The organism is Moritella sp. F3 (genome assembly GCF_015082335.1).
Lineage (GTDB): Bacteria > Pseudomonadota > Gammaproteobacteria > Enterobacterales > Moritellaceae > Moritella.
On record NZ_BLRL01000016.1, the window covers coordinates 45770 to 63898 of the forward strand.

Annotated in this window: 14 protein-coding genes; 10 read left to right on the forward strand and 4 right to left on the reverse strand. The window is 39.9% G+C overall.

What is annotated here, in order from left to right:
- Positions 1-74 precede the first annotated feature (74 nt).
- The 5 genes from cmoB to JFU56_RS19630 all read left to right on the forward strand — a co-directional run bounded on the left by cmoB (position 75) and on the right by JFU56_RS19630 (position 5644).
- Positions 75-1067 (forward strand): tRNA 5-methoxyuridine(34)/uridine 5-oxyacetic acid(34) synthase CmoB, encoded by a 993-nt coding sequence (cmoB, locus tag JFU56_RS19610; RefSeq protein ID WP_019443051.1) that lies wholly within the window; start codon positions 75-77, stop codon positions 1065-1067.
- Between the two features lie 93 nt (positions 1068-1160).
- Positions 1161-1976: an ATP-dependent zinc protease gene (locus JFU56_RS19615; protein WP_198438946.1), complete on the forward strand. Its 816-nt coding sequence runs from the start codon at positions 1161-1163 to the stop codon at positions 1974-1976.
- Between the two features lie 403 nt (positions 1977-2379).
- Complete coding sequence (locus tag JFU56_RS19620) at positions 2380-3183, forward strand: ATP-dependent zinc protease (RefSeq protein ID WP_198438947.1); 804 nt, start codon at positions 2380-2382, stop codon at positions 3181-3183.
- A 2-nt stretch (positions 3184-3185) separates the two neighbouring features.
- Entirely contained in the window at positions 3186-4682 is a 1497-nt protein-coding gene (locus tag JFU56_RS19625) for an inactive transglutaminase family protein (RefSeq protein ID WP_198438948.1), read from the forward strand.
- Positions 4682-5644 carry an alpha-L-glutamate ligase-like protein gene (locus JFU56_RS19630; protein ID WP_198438949.1) on the forward strand — a complete coding sequence of 321 codons (963 nt, stop codon included), beginning with the start codon at positions 4682-4684 and terminating at the stop codon, positions 5642-5644. The genes JFU56_RS19625 and JFU56_RS19630 overlap by 1 nt, the downstream gene beginning before the upstream one ends.
- A 144-nt stretch (positions 5645-5788) precedes the next feature.
- Here the strand turns inward: JFU56_RS19630 and JFU56_RS19635 are convergent, their stop codons facing one another.
- A complete protein-coding gene (locus tag JFU56_RS19635) occupies positions 5789-6082 on the reverse strand; it encodes a DUF406 family protein (RefSeq protein ID WP_198438950.1) in 294 nt (97 codons plus the stop codon).
- A gap of 177 nt (positions 6083-6259) precedes the next feature.
- Entirely contained in the window at positions 6260-6787 is a 528-nt protein-coding gene (locus JFU56_RS19640; RefSeq protein ID WP_198438951.1) for a ferritin, read from the reverse strand.
- A gap of 343 nt (positions 6788-7130) precedes the next feature.
- On the opposite strand from JFU56_RS19640, the gene adhE reads away from it, so the two are divergent.
- From adhE to JFU56_RS19660, 4 genes are all read left to right on the forward strand, one after another.
- Positions 7131-9776: a bifunctional acetaldehyde-CoA/alcohol dehydrogenase gene (gene adhE, locus JFU56_RS19645; RefSeq protein WP_198438952.1), complete on the forward strand. Its 2646-nt coding sequence runs from the start codon at positions 7131-7133 to the stop codon at positions 9774-9776.
- Positions 9777-10181: 405 nt separating this feature from the next.
- Positions 10182-11510, forward strand: coding sequence for an HD-GYP domain-containing protein (locus JFU56_RS19650; RefSeq protein WP_198438953.1), 1329 nt, complete (start codon positions 10182-10184; stop codon positions 11508-11510).
- A gap of 92 nt (positions 11511-11602) precedes the next feature.
- The gene (locus tag JFU56_RS19655; RefSeq protein ID WP_198438954.1) at positions 11603-12388 is read left to right on the forward strand and encodes a DeoR/GlpR family DNA-binding transcription regulator; all 786 of its coding nucleotides are present in this window, start codon (positions 11603-11605) and stop codon (positions 12386-12388) included.
- A 317-nt stretch (positions 12389-12705) separates the two neighbouring features.
- Entirely contained in the window at positions 12706-14748 is a 2043-nt protein-coding gene (locus JFU56_RS19660; RefSeq protein WP_198438955.1) for a diguanylate cyclase domain-containing protein, read from the forward strand.
- Positions 14749-14861: 113 nt separating this feature from the next.
- Here JFU56_RS19660 and JFU56_RS19665 read toward each other — a convergent pair whose 3' ends face one another.
- Positions 14862-15632 (reverse strand): oligogalacturonate-specific porin KdgM family protein, encoded by a 771-nt coding sequence (locus JFU56_RS19665; RefSeq protein WP_198438956.1) that lies wholly within the window; start codon positions 15630-15632, stop codon positions 14862-14864.
- An 803-nt stretch (positions 15633-16435) separates the two neighbouring features.
- Between JFU56_RS19665 and JFU56_RS19670 the strand changes: the two genes are divergently transcribed.
- Positions 16436-16984 (forward strand): thioesterase family protein, encoded by a 549-nt coding sequence (locus JFU56_RS19670; protein ID WP_198438957.1) that lies wholly within the window; start codon positions 16436-16438, stop codon positions 16982-16984.
- A gap of 22 nt (positions 16985-17006) precedes the next feature.
- Here JFU56_RS19670 and JFU56_RS19675 read toward each other — a convergent pair whose 3' ends face one another.
- Entirely contained in the window at positions 17007-17927 is a 921-nt protein-coding gene (locus JFU56_RS19675) for an aldo/keto reductase family oxidoreductase (protein WP_198438958.1), read from the reverse strand.
- Positions 17928-18129 lie beyond the last annotated feature (202 nt).

Consider the following 18129-nt stretch of genomic DNA (forward strand, 5'->3'; position numbering starts at 1 on the left):
AGCGCAAGCAATAGCGACAATACACCGAACTAATTTTAAGCAGTAGCATTAATTGAACGTAATATAGGTTACCCATGATCGACTTTTCAAATTTTTACCAGATAATTGCAAAAAACAAGTTACACCATTGGTTATACACCCTACCCGCGCAAATGCACGAGTGGGAACGCGAACACAAACATGGTTTTTTACCGCGCTGGGAAAAGGTACTAAAGAAGCTACCTAAGATTGAAACTAAGCACATTAACATCACCGACAAATTTGAAGTTGGCGCGCCAGGTGAATTAAGCGAAAGCGACCTGCGTAAAACCGAAAGCCTGTTACAAAAATTCCACCCGTGGCGTAAAGGCCCGTTCAACATCCATGGCATTCACATTGATACTGAATGGCGCAGTGATTGGAAATGGGAACGCCTACGTGAATTTATCTCACCATTAAAATACCGTTACGTGCTTGATGTTGGTTGCGGTAGCGGCTATCACATGTGGCGTATGCTGGGTGATGACGCTGAATTTGTTGTGGGTATCGACCCAAGCCAATTATTTTTAGTGCAGTTTGAAGCGATCCGTCACTTTGCCAATAACGATCAACGCGTACATTTATTACCACTTGGTATTCAAGAATTACCTAAATTACGTGCCTTCGACACAGTTTTCTCGATGGGTGTCCTGTATCATCGCAAATCGCCAATCGATCATATAGAACAGCTTAAAAATCAGCTACGAGATGGCGGTGAATTAGTATTAGAAACATTAGTCATTGATGGTGATGACCAAGCCGTATTAGTACCGGGCGATCGTTATGCACAAATGCGTAATGTCTGGTTCTTACCAAGCTGCGCGGCACTTAAACTGTGGGTTGAAAAACTCGGTTTTGAAAATGTTCGCATCGTGGATGTCTCTGATACCAGTATCGAAGAACAGCGCGCAACAGAATGGATGCGTAATGAGTCTTTAGTTGATTTCCTTGATCCAAACGACCACAGTAAAACAGTCGAAGGCTACCCAGCACCAAAGCGCGCGGTATTAATTGCGACAAAACCTTATGCTGAACCGTTAGACGAATAAAATGATTGAGGCGCTTAATACGCGCCTCAACTGACAACAAGCGCATTAAATGATGCGCATTGCCCATAGATTAATTTAGAGTTAACGTTAGAAATGGATACTTTCAAAAAACCTCATCAATTAATTAAAGCTGTCATACTTAGCGCCCTACTTTCAGGCTGCGCCAATGTCGATCAATTTCTCAATCAAGGAGAAAGAGCTGAGCAGCTGACAGTGCAAATCGAACAGCAAAGCGAACAAATAGCCTTATTAGTTGAGCAACAAAATACTATTTTAGCAACATTAAGTCAGCAACCTGAATTCTTCGAGCAGCAAAAGCAAAATATCACTGAGCTTAATACCAAACTTGAAGATTACGTGAAATTACGCCAACAGATCGACAACAACAGTAAAAATATCGCGATCTATGAAGCACAACATAAATTAGACGAAAGTAAAAACGGGCTTGTTATTACACAGTCTTCTGAAGCAATAACTCCGCTTGATAAAAGAGTGATCGGTTCTGAAGAACTTGTGCTACTTGATGATTTAACTGAAAAATTTAAAGCTCGTATCGATACCGGTGCTACAACATCATCATTAAACGCGACAGACATTGTTGAATTTGAACGTGATGGCACAAAATGGGTACGATTTAGCTTCAATAAAAACCTTACTGATAGCCAAATCATCGAAGCGAAGGTAGCGCGTACCATTTTAATTCGTCAAGCGAATAGCACAGAACCAACACGCCGCCCTATTATTGAATTACCGGTCCAACTAGGCGATATAAAAACCCTTACCGAGTTTACCCTCGCCGACCGTAGTCACATGTCTTTCCCGGTATTACTGGGCCGTACATTCTTAAAAGATATTGTCATGGTTGATGTCGCTCGTACTTACACATCAAGCGAAACCATCACTCAGTAATTAATACCATTATTAATGTAGAGTGCGGCGTAATGTATTATCTCGCATTCTACAACTCCTATAACAATCCCCCTCCAGTAATAATCAGCCCCGATAAATTACAAATTTTAAACAACGACCGTATAAATAATTGATATATAACTATTGTATTAGAGATGTTTCACATTTATGGTATGTCATACTATCGTTGTTGTGAACATCAAACTTAAAAACAACTATAATCGATTCAATACCATCGTTTTGAGATAGGCAGTCACTACGCTTAAGGGAAACAAGCGGTTTTTTAAATATAAATTTATTATTATGTTAAAAATATATATTTTTATATAGGAATAACGGAACTATTATCCCACTTTAGTGAACTAACCCTCTTTTTTCATCAGTCTATAGGGCCAAATACCTAATGAAAAATACAACTACAATTCGCACATTAAAAACCTCAAAAGTCGCCATTGCTAGTGCTCTTAGCCTTGTATTTTTAAATGGCTGTGCCATGACACAAAATAAAGCGAATACAGAGATAGTCAGTAAACAGCAAACACAAATAGAAACAATTTTGCAGCAACAACAGCAAATATTAACAACGTTACAAGCACAACCAGATAAGTTCAAAGAACAAGATGAAGCCATTGGCAAACTAACTGAACAACTTGATGGATTAGGAGCGCAGAAACCAGCAAGTAAAGTGGTTCCAGTCGTCATACCAACAACACAAAAAGTAAAAAGTGACATCGCTGGTAAAGTTATTCTAGGGCAAGAGGAATGGATTTGGTTTGATCAATTACAGACTAATTTCAAATCACGTGTCGATACAGGCGCAACAACCTCATCATTAAATGCGACTGACATCGTTAAATTTGAACGTGATGGCCGTGATTGGGTTAAATTCAATTTATCCCACAAAGATGATAATGAAGTATTTCCGATTGAAGCACCCGTTGTCCGCACCGTTAAAATTCGTCAAACCAATGCCACTAAAGCATTGGAACGCTATGTTGTTAGTATACCCGTTGAGCTTGGTAGTATAAAAACAGAAACTGAATTTACACTAGCAGATCGTAGCCGCATGACGTTCCCAATTCTATTAGGCCGCACGTTCTTAAAAGACATTGCAGTTGTCGATGTGGCAAAAGAGTATACTCAACCGAAAAATAAACCCGCGTCTATTAAAAAACAACCCACTTCAGCTAAAAAAGGGACTAACTAATCATGCCTTCTAAGATCCCATTTCGCATTTTCGTTGCGATACTTTTCCTACTTGGAGTTGGCAGCATTGCACAACGCCATTACACTGGTGAGATCCCTTGGTTACCAGGTGAAACTTACTCAACATGGATGATTGAAGCAAAAGTTGAATTTACCGCACAAGGCGATGCAGTTAATGCATCTTTTGCTACACCTTCAACACAAAGCAATTTTACTGTTTTAAATCAAACAGCCGCATCTCCAGGTTATGGATTATCGTTTGTTGATGATCGTGCACAATGGACAATTCGTAACGCCGAAGGTAAGCAAGACCTATACTACAAAGTAAATGTGCTAACCAACGATATCCCATTAGATGTCATTAATGAACAAGATGTGAGTATTCATAAAACGACTTGGTTACCGCCTTATGATATAGCGGCAGAACAAATTGTTAGCAGCGCTATGGAAAAAAGCGCCGATGCATTTTCATATAGCCGTGAACTTTTGAAATTACTTTCTGCGGATGATTTAGGCCAAAATGCTGAATTAATGCTGCAGCAGAACAGTAAATCAGATTTATTTGTGGCCTTATTAAATGAAGCCAATATCCCAGCTTTACTGGTTAAAGGTTTGTATCTTGAAGACGGTCGACGTCAGCAACAGCTACAACCTTTCGTATTAGTATTTAGCGAAGATGATACTCGCTTAATTGATGTGAAATTAGGTAAAACAGCAGATGCGAAAAACCTCCTGCTTTGGGAACAAAACGGCGAACCAACATTAGATCTTATTGGTGGCTCAAACTCGCGTGTGAGCTTCTCTATTATTCAGCAAACTCAGCCTGTGATGCAGGTATTAAAAGAAAAAGCTGATAGTACTAACCTCTCTAATTTCAGTATTTATAGCCTGCCACTTGAAGAACAAGCGTTATTCAAAGGCATTTTACTTATTCCACTCGGTGTGATGATCGTGGTGATGATGCGTATCCTTATTGGACTACGTACATCAGGTACTTTCATGCCGGTTCTAATCGCCATGGCTTTTGTACAAACAAGTTTAGCTACCGGTCTGATTGGCTTTACTCTGATTGTCGGTATCGGCTTAGTGATCCGTTCTTACCTGTCCCGATTAAACTTACTGCTTGTCTCGCGAATATCCGTGGTCATCATTACCGTGATAGCCATTATCTGCCTATTCTCGGTATTATCATACAAAATTGGCTTAACTGAAGGTCTGAAAATCACCTTCTTCCCAATGATTATCCTATCTTGGACTATCGAACGTATGTCAATTCTATGGGAAGAAGAGGGCCCGAAAGAAGTATTCGCTCAAGGTGGTGGTAGCTTATTTGTTGCCGTACTTGTCTACCTAACAATTAGCAATGAAGTACTCCGTTACTGGGCATTCAACTTCCTCGGTTTACAGCTTATCATTATGTCTATTATCTTAATGCTAGGTACTTATACCGGTTACCGTTTGCTTGAATTACGCCGCTTTAAAGACATGCAAGGTGACTAATGATGACATTTTCATTTTTTAAAGAGTTTGCTCAACCACGGAAACTAAAGCAACAGGGTATCTTGGGAATGAACCAGCGTAATAATATGTATATATCACGCTACAACCCAAGAAAGCTGTTTCCATTAGTGGACAACAAACTAAAGACCAAGCAGATAGCTGAAGACGCTAATGTCAGCACGCCAGAGTTGCTTGGCGTTATTGATAACCAACATTCGGTTAAATCGGTTGATAAGCTTATTGCTGGGCTTAATGGCTTTGTGATCAAGCCTGCTAAAGGCTCTGGTGGTAAAGGTATTTTAGTCATAACCAAAGTCGAAGGCGGGCGTTATTACAAGCCTAGTGGCAGCGAATGCTCTATCGATGATATTGAACGTCATTGCTCGAATATCTTAGCGGGTTTATTCTCGCTCGGTGGTGGTATCGATGTCGCGGTTGTGGAAGCACTGATCGTCTTTGATGATAGCTTTGAAGGTTATAGCTTTGAAGGTGTGCCAGACGTACGCGTTATTGTATTCAAAGGCATTCCAATGATGGCCATGATGCGTTTATCAACCTCGATGTCTGATGGTAAGGCTAATTTACACCAAGGCGCTGTCGGTGTTGGTATCAACATCACTACAGGTGAAGCGTTAAACGCGGTTCAGTATGATGAAATGGTAAGTCATCACCCTGACACCCAAAAAGAATTAGCGCTGCTAAAAGTACCGCACTGGGAGGAAGTTATTCGGTTAGCTGCTCAGTGTTATGATATATCAGGCTTAGGCTATCTTGGTGCCGATGTGGTATTAGATCGTGATCATGGACCTATGCTGCTAGAGTTGAACGCCCGTCCAGGACTGGCGATTCAGATTGCAAATGGCATGGGATTACTACCAAGATTACAACAAATCGAAGCCGCTAATACCGAAAGCATGAATTTAGACCAACGACTTGCTTATTGTAAGCAACATTTCGGTTAAGAGTCTGAAAAAGTGTTCTGAATAAAAACAACATAAAAAAAGGCATATAGTGAGCGCTATATGCCTTTTTTATTCAATACACTGTCAACCTACCTAGCGTCGAGCCAAGACAAACTATATTGAATAGAATAATCCAGCCACAAACTAAGCCATTAAATGGCGTAAGTTCATTTCAAAAATCATTTTTTCAGCAGTACATGTAAATTGTAACGTCACTAGGTAAGCATTTTCACCCTGTGCAGTAAAATCAATCGTGACTTCTTCATCAAATTGCTCATTCACATATGCTTCAAGTTCACTGCGTTTTTCATCTGCAGCAACTTGTGAATCAAAGGAAATAGGGAAAGATAGCTCAGTATCATCAGGTTGGATAATACTGCCGATTTCAGCAAATGCACCACAGCAATCTTTAATATCAGTATTGTTATTATTCGACATAATTATTCTACCTATTCATTTAAGTTTACGTTCTACACGAGCAACCATACCACTAAAGTGTAAGTTAAAAAAACAAAAAACCGCTAATACCTAAGCATAAGCGGTTTTATATCAAAAAAGTCGTCACTTTAAACGAATAACAATACGTTCACGCGTACAGTGCGATGCTAAAACGAATTAAATCGTGATAGGTGCTGGCGCTGGCGCTTTGCTCATTGCTTTTAATTCTTGATCCATGATGAATAGACCGTAACCATTATCAACACCAACACGGCGGATTTGGCTAACGATACCATTAAACAAGGCTTCTTCTTCAGTTTGCTCTTCCATTAATGTATTTAGGTGAGCAACTGATTGGAAATCTCTTAGTTCATGAGCAAGACCAAGGATTTCAGAAATCGATTCAGTGATCATTACTTCGTGCGCTAACGCCTGGTTAAACACGTCAAGTAAGTCCGAAAACTCAGACTCAGCCGCAGGAATCGCTTCCATTAATGGCTGGATGCCACGGTCGATCATATAACGGAATAATAACTGAGCGTGAACTTGCTCTTCAGCAGCATGTTTATAAAAGAAATCACCTGCGCCAATAAAATCAGATGCATAGCAAAAAGACGCCATGCTGCGGTAAAGATGAGATGCAGTAAATTCTTTTGTCATTTGTTGGTTAAGCGCTGTCGCCATAACCTTAGATAATTTTGGCATAGTATTAAATCCTATAATAAACAGTTCAGACAATGCTACCGCAACACGTCTTAAATTAACAATAACTTTGTCAAATAGACGAACATTTTCTACGATTAATCATAAAATCATAATTAAACGGTCCACAAGCCAAATTGAAATAAAATTACACAATACGTAAATATCTAATATTTACGACCCAGTTAACACTCTTATGAAAATATAATACGTTATTTTACAACAATTGATCTTAATCAAGTTTTAATCCCAAATATTACCTATACTTCGAATCAAAGGTATTCATTAAGAGGTAACACTTTGTAAATACTTTTTAAGATTTCAAATTAGTTTTAAGGGAAATAATATGACTGTTAAAAACATCGAAACACTCAATGCAATGGTTGCTAAAGTAAAAATAGCACAACAAGAATTTGCTACATTCAACCAAGAACAAGTTGATAAAATTTTCCGTGCAGCAGCACTTGCCGCATCTACATCTCGTATCACACTCGCTAAAATGGCTGTCGATGAATCAGGTATGGGCGTACTTGAAGACAAAGTAACTAAAAACCACTTTGCATCAGAATACATTTACAATAAATACAAAGACACATTAACATGCGGAATCATCGAAGAAGACAACGAGTTTGGTACTATTACGATTGCTGAACCGACAGGCATCATCTGCGGTATCGTACCAACAACAAACCCAACTTCAACGGCTATTTTTAAAGCTCTTATCTCGCTTAAAACACGTAATGGTATTATCTTTTCGCCACACCCTCGTGCAAAGAATGCAACGAATACAGCAGCGAAAATTGTACTAGACGCAGCGATTGCAGCAGGCGCACCAGCAAACATCATTGGTTGGATTGATGAACCATCAGTTGAACTATCAAATGCATTAATGCATCACGCAGACATCAACCTTATCCTTGCAACTGGCGGTCCAGGCATGGTTAAAGCGGCTTACTCTTCAGGTAAACCTGCAATTGGTGTTGGCGCGGGTAACACGCCTATCGTGATTGACGAAACTGCTGACGTTAAACGTGCAGTCTCTTCAATTCTAATGTCAAAAACATTCGATAACGGTGTTGTATGTGCATCAGAGCAAGCTGTTATTGTTGTTGACGAAGTGTATGACGCAGTAAAAGCCCGTTTCATTACGCACGGCGGTTACATCTTATCGAAGAAAGAAGCAGATAAAGTACGTGAAATCGTCTTAATCAACGGCAACATGAACCCAGCGATTGTAGGTCAATCTGCAATTAAGATTGCTGAGATGGCTGGTGTTACAGTACCGCCTTTCACTAAAGTACTTATAGGTGAAGGTCCTGAAGTACACGTTGATGACGCATTCGCTCACGAAAAACTGTCTCCAACACTCGGTATGTTCCGCGCTCGTGATTACAAACACGCAGTAGAACAAGCAATCACGATGGTTGAGCTTGGCGGTATCGGCCATACATCTGGGCTTTATACAGACCAAGATGCAAACGAAGATCGTATCAAAGACTTCGGCGATAAAATGAAAACAGCTCGTATCCTGATTAACCAACCAAGTTCGCAAGGTGGTATCGGTGATTTATATAACTTCGGTCTAGCACCATCTCTAACGCTAGGTTGTGGTTCATGGGGCGGTAACTCTATCTCTGAAAACGTAGGTCCTAAACACCTTATTAATAAAAAGACTGTTGCTAAGCGAGCTGAAAATATGTTGTGGCATAAACTTCCAGAATCAATTTACTTCCGCCGTGGTTCATTACCAATTGCAATGGACGATCTTGTTGGCAAAAAACGTGCGTGTATCGTAACGGATAAATTCTTATTCAATAACGGTTATGTTGACGAGTTAGTGACAATCCTAAAAAGCAAAGGCATCGATACCGAAGTATTCTACGATGTTGAAGCTGACCCAACGCTAGCAGTCGTGAAGAAAGGTGTTGATGTGATGAACAGCTTCCAACCTGACGTTATCATTGCTTTCGGTGGCGGTTCACCAATGGATGCAGCGAAGATCATGTGGGTAATGTACGAACATCCAGATGCACATTTCGAAGACCTTGCTATGCGCTTTATGGACATTCGTAAACGTATCTACAAATTCCCTAAAATGGGTATCAAAGCGAAATTAGTTGCAGTAACGACAACCTCTGGTACTGGTTCTGAAGTAACACCATTTGCAGTAGTAACAGATGAAGTGACAGGCCAAAAATACCCTATTGCCGATTACGAATTAACACCAAACATGGCTGTTGTAGATGCAAACTTAGTCATGAATATGCCTAAATCACTAACAGCATTCGGCGGTTATGATGCAGTAACGCATGCACTAGAAGCTTATGTATCAATTCTACAAAACGAATACGCTGATGGCCAAGCATTGCAAGCACTTAAACTGTTAAAAGAGTACTTACCAAGTTCATACAAAAACGGCGCGAAAGACCCAATCGCACGTGAAAAAGTACACAACGGCGCAACGATTGCGGGTATCGCCTTTGCTAATGCTTTCTTGGGTGTGTGTCACTCAATGGCGCACAAACTCGGTGCCGAATTCCATATTCCACACGGTCTAGCGAATGCATTACTCATCACTAACGTAATTCGTTATAACGCAACGGATATGCCAACGAAACAAGCGGCATTTTCACAATACGACCGTCCGAAAGCACGTGCTCGTTACGCAGAAGTTGCTGAACATTTAGGCTTCCGTGAAGGTAAAACAGCAGACAAGATCAACGCATTACTAAACTGGTTAGACGAACTTAAGACTGATTTAGATATTCCTAAATCAATCCAAGCAGCGGGTGTTAACGAAGCAGATTTTCTTGCTAAAGTTGACCAACTAGCAATGGAAGCGTTTGATGATCAATGTACAGGTGCTAACCCACGTTACCCATTAATCAGCGAGCTAAAAGCACTATTACTTGCGTCTTACTACGGTAATGACTATCAAGAAAGCTACGTACTAGAAAAACAAGCGGCGAAAAAAGAAACAGTAAAAAAATAACTGTTCGCTAATACCGCCATCGCTATCCAGCACAAGGTGGTAGCGATTACCTACTAAGGGTGGGGAGTATAAGGTTGAATAAACCACTTTATACTCCCCACCCTTTTCTTATATATACGATAGTAAACTGCATTTGTTTATTACTAGTCGCACTTTACCTTTATTTTAATGTTATTGATGAATAAGATAACTAGCCCACACCTCGCTACATTAGTTTTGATAACACCAAGTTTATCCCCTATAATTATTTTGACTGTATTTTCAATGCGCTATTTAGAAGTGATATTTAATAATGCTTTAGCACGACTTCATTGATTGTAAGCAGATACCAGCTCAAGCTTTAACGTTTAAATAAACGAGCAGAAATAATTCAGTAAATAACTAAGGTAATAACTAAGGTAAATAATGGAAAATGTCTCATTCATGATTAAAGACCTCCAAGTAGGTCACTATATTAATCTCCCTATTGGTTGGACATCCCACCCTTTTATTCTTAATTCATTTCTAATTAAAGATGATAAACAACTTAAAATAGTGCAACACCTTGGTTTAGCAACGATTTCTGTTGACCTTTCTCGCAGCAAACTCTCGCAGCCACAAACCATAGCAGCGGTGACCGTGGCGTCGGAAACATCCGAGTTGGCTCAAGATTCAGCAGCTATCGCTTCACAAACAGCGCAAATACAACAAGATATTGAAGCCACCGAACAACAAGCTCAGCTCAATGAAGAAAAAGAAAAACAGCAACAGTTAACACAATTAGTGCAGCAACAGACCTGGTGGAAACAGATCCGTCATAGCCGTTCTAAATATCAAGAAAAAATTGCCATTCTTAAAGATATTTACAGCAAGCTTAGCTTACAACCTGAAAAAGCAATGCAGTTATTAGAGTTACTGTCCGGTGAATTAACTATTGCTGCCGAGCAGCAGCATGACTTTAGCTTCGTGTTATGCAATGAAGAGCTATCAAGTGATACCCTTTATCAAAATGCCATGAATGTAGCTGTACTCAGTATCTGTTTAGCCAAGCAACTCGCGTTTAGCAGCCAAGATATGGCAATCGTCACCAGTACAGCCTTACTCAGTCAATATGGCATGCTATGGGTGCCCGCTTCAATTCGTAATAAAAAATCTGAACTGACAAAACCAGAAGTGAATTACCTTAAACAACACCCCGCCTATGCAGCACAAAGACTACAAGGTATAGAGGCACTCTCTGATAACATCATTCATAGCATATTGCAGGTCAATGAAAAATTTGATGGCAGCGGTTATCCACGCGGCTTCAAACAAGAGAAAATATCAAAATACGCGCAATTAGTGGCGATCACGACCCGCTATAACGAAATGTGCAATGCCAATTTACCGCAACATCGCTATTCACCACACCTTGCTATCGGTTTGCTATTTAAGCAAGCGAATAAGCATTACAATAAAGCGTATCTCGAGCAGTTTATTAAGATGATTGGCATATTTCCGGTTGGAACCATCGTCAATTACGGTAACGATAATAGTAATCAAGCCCAGGTACAAATGGGGATTATAGATAGCTTACGGCAGCCGCTTATTGTTGACTTCAATGAGCTTGAACCGATAAAAAAACAGCCACTACTACGCCATTGTCTTGATGATAATATTGCGATAACAAAAGCGATTAGCAGTAGCGATATCGATCCTGATCACTTATCTAAATTCAATTTAATCCAGCGTAACAATTTATACTTCTCAGGCTAGCACGCCATTCTTGTCAGATATCATAGATAACAGCCGCTGTTAATCTATGATATTCTTACGCTCTTATCTTTTATAAATGAATCTCAAATACTATGTCAAAACGCAATACTCAGCAACGTCGTCATACCATCATTCAGCTACTTGAAGAACAAGGTAAGCTCAGCGTTGATGAACTAGCTCAACGTTTTGAAACATCAGAAGTGACCATCCGTAAAGATCTCACCGCATTAGAGCAGAACGGGTTATTGTTACGTCGCTATGGTGGCGCAGTGCCCATTCCTAAAGAGCTGCTTCCTGAAGTCGAAACTGATAAAGTCTCACAGTGCAAAATTGAAATTGCCATTGCTGCTGCACTACGTATTCGCGATCACAACCGGATTATTATCGACAGTGGCACCACGACAGCCAGTTTAATCGAGCAACTAGCGAATAAGAAAGGCTTAATCACCATGACTAATTCCCTGCAAGTTGCCACAGCGCTTAACGGTTTAGAGAATGAGCCGACGTTATTAATGACTGGCGGCACTTGGGACCCACACTCAGAATCATTCCAAGGGCAAATAGCCGAGCAAGTACTGCGTTCATACGATTTTGATCAACTATTTATCGGTGCAGACGGTATTGATTTAGAACGTGGTACCACGACCTTTAATGAGTTGATTGGACTAAGCCGCGTGATGGCTGAAGTATCTAGAGAGGTAGTGGTTATGGTTGAGTCAGACAAAATCAGTCGAAAAATGCCTAACCTAGAACTTGCATGGAGCAATATCCATACCTTGATTACCGATGCGGATATTACCAATGAACAGCGCTGTGCTATCGAGGCAAAAAATATCGAAGTTATCATCGCAGCAAAATCGAAAGTATCAGTAAGCTAAACGAGTAAAGCACTAACTCAGGCTCACCACCGCTTTCACAATAGCCCTCAGCATCATCTCAATAATCGCCACCAGCCCCCCTGATATGAGGTAACCATCACCGACTCGAGATGGTTACCTTTAGAGCAACCTTATAATAAAAATCACCATTATCACTAACTATTTTATTGAATATCAAGTGGCCCATCTTTTTGAGCATGTATATAAATTATAGTATTGAATTAACGATTAATTTAGAGCACTGTACCAGCTAATAATAACTCCATCCGATGTTATTCCATCAATTAAAATTTAGCGTTACAAGGCAATAAGCACACATGAGTAGCCACAATATTTCTCTCTTCAAGCATATCAAACTCAGCACTATGGGTTTATTTTTTACCTGTGGCTTCGCCCTCTCCGCGCTCGTTTTTATTGCTTCAAGCATTATTATCAACAGTAATGTCACACTAGCATCGTCGGTATGGACTGAATACAGAGCCAATAAATCTGAAAAAATCAGAATCGATAGTGCCCTACGTTCATCGCTAGGTTACGGTGGTGCGATCCATGAGTTCAAAAATTATTTATTACGCCCAGAACCGTGGCGCATTGAACGCGTTCAGGCAAAGTTAGGAGCTGTGAATGCGGCTATAACCCAATTTAATACGCTCGGGCCGACTAACGCACAAGCGATTGCCTTGAATGATATTAAAAATATGGTTGATGCTTATAGCGCTGCATTAATACAAGCTGAACTGCTTTTTAGCCAAGGCTTACAACCACTTGATGTCGATAAAAAAGTAATCATTGATGACTCGCTCGCGATGCGTGGCTTACAGATCTTAAATCAAGAATTACAACGTGAATTACACATCAGTAACACAAATGATGATGGCCCTAATATCACCAAAGCCGACCTCGCTGTTAAGTTACGTTCGGCGCTGGGTTATGGTGGTTTTATTCATCAGTTTAAAAATGCTGTATTGCGTGGGGATGAAAAGTACATAACTGAAGCCGATTCATGTTTGATTAAAGCTGAAGAATTGATCAGCCTGTACCGCAGTAAAGGATTGACGAGCGCAGAGTTCATCTCACTTGAAGATATAACCAGAACATTAGCTAGCTATAAGCAAGCAATAGCCACTATCCGCCAATTGATCGGTCAGAACGCCAGCCCACAATATATTGATCAACAAGTAAAAATCAACGATACCTCGGCATTACGCGGCCTCGCTGTACTGGATCGTGAAATCGTGATTCAAATAGAGCAAAGTGCTGACAACGTCAGTGAGACGTTAGATTTTGTCACCCAACTGATCAGCTGGTTATCTTGGTTTACCATTATCTTTACCACCGCATTCATCATTACAGCCATTTTATTAATGCGTAATCGTTTAATGAATCCGATTAAAGAACTTATTCATGCCATGAAAACCTTGGCCGAAGGTAATTTCAACATCAAGATATTTGCCACCGACCGTGATAACGAAATAGGTGAAATGGCACGGGCATTAGAAATATTCAGTGCGAATGCTTTAAAGCACCGAGATTCAGAGGCGCAAGTGCAGGCGGTCATCAACACGGCCGTGCATGCGATAGTCACTACCAATGAACGCGGTGTTATTGTTGCCTTTAACCCTGCTGCATTGGCTATTTTTGATTATGAGTTGGATGATATTATTGGCCGAAATATAAAACTGCTCATGCCACAAGCAAGTAAAGCGTTTACCGACAGTGTGCAGGGTAAAGTATACGAAGAAGACGCATTGCGCGCTAACGGCGTACACTTTCCAATTGAATTATCAGTTAACGAAATGACTGTGGGCGATAAACTTATGTATACAACCGTTATTCATGATATTACCGCACGTAAAGCAGCTGAAGCAGAGATACGTAAACTGGCAATGACAGACCCATTAACCGGTGTTGCTAACCGTAATCAATTCGAATTACGCATTGAAGAAGCTATTCAAGTCGCAGAACAAAACAACAAATCGGTTGGCCTGCTACTATTAGATTTAAACAAATTTAAACCTGTCAATGACACCTATGGCCATCATGTGGGCGATCAATTACTCAAAGATGTTGCCGCGCGAATGGTTGATGCAAGCCGTCAAACAGATACTGTTGCACGCTTAGGCGGTGATGAGTTTGCAATCATCTTTAATCACCTCGATACGCCAGAATGTATTAAAGTACCGTTCGACCGCTTGGTAAGTGAATTATCTCGCCCTTATGTGGTAAACGATATGGTACTAGATATATCGGCCAGTATGGGCGTAAGTATGTACCCACAGGATGATAGCAACGTTGATGAACTATTGCGTAAAGCCGATCTCGCGATGTATAAAAATAAGAATATCGACCTCGTATCCTGATTTGTATTAATCCTTAATACTTTAAAAGACCAATAACAAAAATCCCGCTTACTGCAAATAAGCGGGATTTTACATAAAGGATTTACTATTTTTTATTCGTTATTCATTACGACTTAGAAACCGTAAGATGCACCTACAACAAGCACGTTATTGTTGTGACCAGGATTTGATTTCGCTGAAGACTCTTGGTTACGGTACTCTACGTATGGTTGAACACCAGCACGTGTCCAAGTTGCACGTAATTCATGCTCCATAGAGTTATCTTTAGTAACACCATCATTTACGTAATAAACATTGTTGTATTTAACATTCACTGGCATATCTTTAAATTGGTAAGCAATGTTGTTATCTAAACGAACTTGATCGTTTGTTTCATTTACGCCACTATCAGCATTGATTGCATCATTTGCTTGGATTTGCATACGAGTACGGTTAGAGATAGAAAGACCATTATCAAAGTTGTAACCAATTTTTACTAATGGACGGTATTGAACTGCTTCACCGTCGTGTAATAGATGGTGGTAACCAGCTGCAACCCATAAGTTTTCGTTAATGCTGAATGATTGTTCAACACCTAACGTAGTGTAAGCAGAAGCTGCTGAACTACCTTGCTCACCACTTATGCCATAGTCAGTGTTACCAAGCTGAATACCGTCAATCTCCACTAACAGTGTAGTGCCCGTTGTAAACGTATGGCCAGCTTCAATAGTAGATGTCACATCTGACCCGTTAAAATCAGCACGGTCATGCATTTGAACATTACCAGTTACGTAAGAAGATCCTGCTGCTTCTTGTGGTACTTCAGTGTCTGTATTTGCAAATGCAAGAGGAGAAAGTGTAATAGAAGTACAAGCGAGTGCTAGTGCTAGTGTTGATTTTTTCATTATGTTTGCCTTAACTTTTAATAAAGAGTCAAATGATATGTAAACCTAACGAACTCCATATGAGTTCTTTAGGGTGAAATCAGGTAAATGGCGCCAGGAGCAATCGCTGGGTTTAATGTTGGCGAAGTAGAATATAATATCGCACTTACCTTACACTCAGGACTGGCTGACTTGTTGCCAGAAGATGAAACAAATATAACACTTTATAGGCAGTTGATAATGCTATTGACTGATTTCATAGACTTGGCTCACAACTTAATTCACACCGATAATTAACGTAATCAAGTCCATTAACATTTAACAAACAAAAAGCCATATAGCATGCAGATTAAACCCTTTAGTTTTACTTTAAAATCAACAATCTAATTTAAAACATCAAATAAAATAACGTACACCATCAAAATAATTAACAAGTTAACAAAAATAAATAAAAATGAACTAAATATCACTTAGCTTGTAAACTGCTGCATAATTGTGAGTAGGTTAACATTTAGCGGTGTAAACCAGAGTGAATCAAACAGCACATAATACCAAATTAAAAATACAATCAGCATCAAATTTAGAATATCGTACTTATCAAGTGCATTTAACTTAATTTACAATGTGAAATATCATCAAATAGACCTAGTCTAGGCTTACTAATACGGGTTTACACTATGGCCACATTAGTCTATCGATCAAACCCATGTCTTTAATGTCAATCGTCGCACAATTAACATCCTGGTTACAATTAACGTGACAATCTGACGGAATTGAGTAGACTCTTTATTCTATTTATCATAAACAATAATTATTGAGGCGTTATGATCAGTGAGTTGATTCGTTGTTTTTATCTTCGTAATAAGCAAACTAACCCAAAAGACTTTTTTGATACCATCACCCGTTCTTTTCGAGTCGGTTTTCGCCATATCGATTTTAACTTGCATATAAACAATGCTAAATATCTGATGTTTCTTGAGAAAGCGCGTTGGGATCATGCGGTTCAAACCAATACATTCAATCCATTATTGAAGAAGAAGTTAAATTTCATCGTCGCGGGGGTTGAGGTTGGTTATATTCGCGAAATACGTTTATTTAAAAAGTTTGATGTGGAAACGACTTATTTAGGCTGGGATGAAAAGTATTTCTACCTGGAACAAAAATGTGTGGCCGACGGTAAATTGTGTAATTACAGCTTAGTCAAAGCGGTGTTTGTCCAAAAAGGTAAAGTCGTCACACCAAGCAAGGTGATGGAGATATTACCAGTGGAGCAACGTCCACAGCAATTACCAGAACATATGCAGATATGGAAGGATCTTGGTATAGCTAAGCGTAACTTCACCACCAGCGAGCCGGTAAATAAAGCCGCTTAGCAAGCATTTGAGCTGCGTTATATTAAGCGACGCCATGCCCTTTTGATGCAACCCAGATGCGATACCATTGCTGGTTATTCATAACCAGCGCTGTCGCTGCAACAGCACTACGTACGCGTTCAATGTTACCACTGCCGATGATAGGTAGTGGTTTAGATGGTAGTTTTAATATCCAGGCAAAGACAACCTGATCAATCGACTGCGCGCCAATTTCCTGCTTAATGGCTTCCAACGTAGTGAGTAAACGCTGCATTTTCTCTGAATCAGTATTAAATAAGCTACCGCCAGCCAAACATGACCATGCCATTGGTCGAATCGCTAGTTGCTGTAACTGATCCAAGGTCCCATCTTCAGTCACCCCGAGATTAACCGGGTTTATTTCAACTTGATTGGTCACTAATGGACTGTCCCAACGCGATTGTAACAACGCAAACTGCGAGGGAGTAAAGTTAGATACGCCCAAGTGCTTAATCTTACCTTGATGCTTTAACAGTTCAGCAGCTTGAGCTACGCCATCAGCGTCCATCAAAAGATCGGGACGATGTATTAATAACACATCCAATTGTTCGACACAGAGGCGCTGCAAAGAGGTATCTACCGAATGAATAATACTGCTTTGTGAACTGCTGTAATGGTTAACATGGTGACTAGGCGCATCACTGTGCATAACCTCAATACCACATTTAGAAATAATTTCGATGCTATCTCTCATCTGCGGGTCAAGTTTAAGCGCTTCACCAAATAAGGTTTCACACGGCGCTTGTGCAGAACCATAAACATGTGCGTGATCCACCGTTGTAATACCCAGTTCGACATGCTGCTTTAAAAAGGTCAAACGAGCTTGTGGATCCATATCCCATTCGCCCATCCGCCAATAGCCTTGTACTAACGATGAAAGTTCAGGGCCTTCAAGAGCCATTTTAACGCGAGATACACCAGTCATAATTGTCCTTTATTTAACAAATAAGCTTAATAGAAAGATTAGTTAAAGGTAGATTTAAGAGTTAATTCAAATAGCTTTAAAATAAATTATTTTTAATATCAATACTCTTCAACAACTCGCAAGGTTACGATTTGATACATAACGATGCTATTTCTGTGAATGAACTAGCAGTTTCATCTACCTAAAAACAAGTAATAACACG

Excerpts from the sequence above, each read along its gene's own strand:
- JFU56_RS19660 (WP_198438955.1), top strand. The coding sequence starts at position 12,706 with ATGAGTAGCCACAATATTTCTCTCTTCAAGCATATCAAACTCAGCACT.
- JFU56_RS19635 (WP_198438950.1), bottom strand. The coding sequence starts at position 6,082 with ATGTCGAATAATAACAATACTGATATTAAAGATTGCTGTGGTGCATTT.
- JFU56_RS19675 (WP_198438958.1), bottom strand. The coding sequence starts at position 17,927 with ATGACTGGTGTATCTCGCGTTAAAATGGCTCTTGAAGGCCCTGAACTT.
- adhE (WP_198438952.1), top strand. The coding sequence starts at position 7,131 with ATGACTGTTAAAAACATCGAAACACTCAATGCAATGGTTGCTAAAGTA.
- JFU56_RS19640 (WP_198438951.1), bottom strand. The coding sequence starts at position 6,787 with ATGCCAAAATTATCTAAGGTTATGGCGACAGCGCTTAACCAACAAATG.
- JFU56_RS19625 (WP_198438948.1), top strand. The coding sequence starts at position 3,186 with ATGCCTTCTAAGATCCCATTTCGCATTTTCGTTGCGATACTTTTCCTA.
- JFU56_RS19665 (WP_198438956.1), bottom strand. The coding sequence starts at position 15,632 with ATGAAAAAATCAACACTAGCACTAGCACTCGCTTGTACTTCTATTACA.
- JFU56_RS19670 (WP_198438957.1), top strand. The coding sequence starts at position 16,436 with ATGATCAGTGAGTTGATTCGTTGTTTTTATCTTCGTAATAAGCAAACT.
- cmoB (WP_019443051.1), top strand. The coding sequence starts at position 75 with ATGATCGACTTTTCAAATTTTTACCAGATAATTGCAAAAAACAAGTTA.
- JFU56_RS19620 (WP_198438947.1), top strand. The coding sequence starts at position 2,380 with ATGAAAAATACAACTACAATTCGCACATTAAAAACCTCAAAAGTCGCC.
- JFU56_RS19630 (WP_198438949.1), top strand. The coding sequence starts at position 4,682 with ATGATGACATTTTCATTTTTTAAAGAGTTTGCTCAACCACGGAAACTA.
- JFU56_RS19615 (WP_198438946.1), top strand. The coding sequence starts at position 1,161 with ATGGATACTTTCAAAAAACCTCATCAATTAATTAAAGCTGTCATACTT.
- JFU56_RS19650 (WP_198438953.1), top strand. The coding sequence starts at position 10,182 with ATGGAAAATGTCTCATTCATGATTAAAGACCTCCAAGTAGGTCACTAT.
- JFU56_RS19655 (WP_198438954.1), top strand. The coding sequence starts at position 11,603 with ATGTCAAAACGCAATACTCAGCAACGTCGTCATACCATCATTCAGCTA.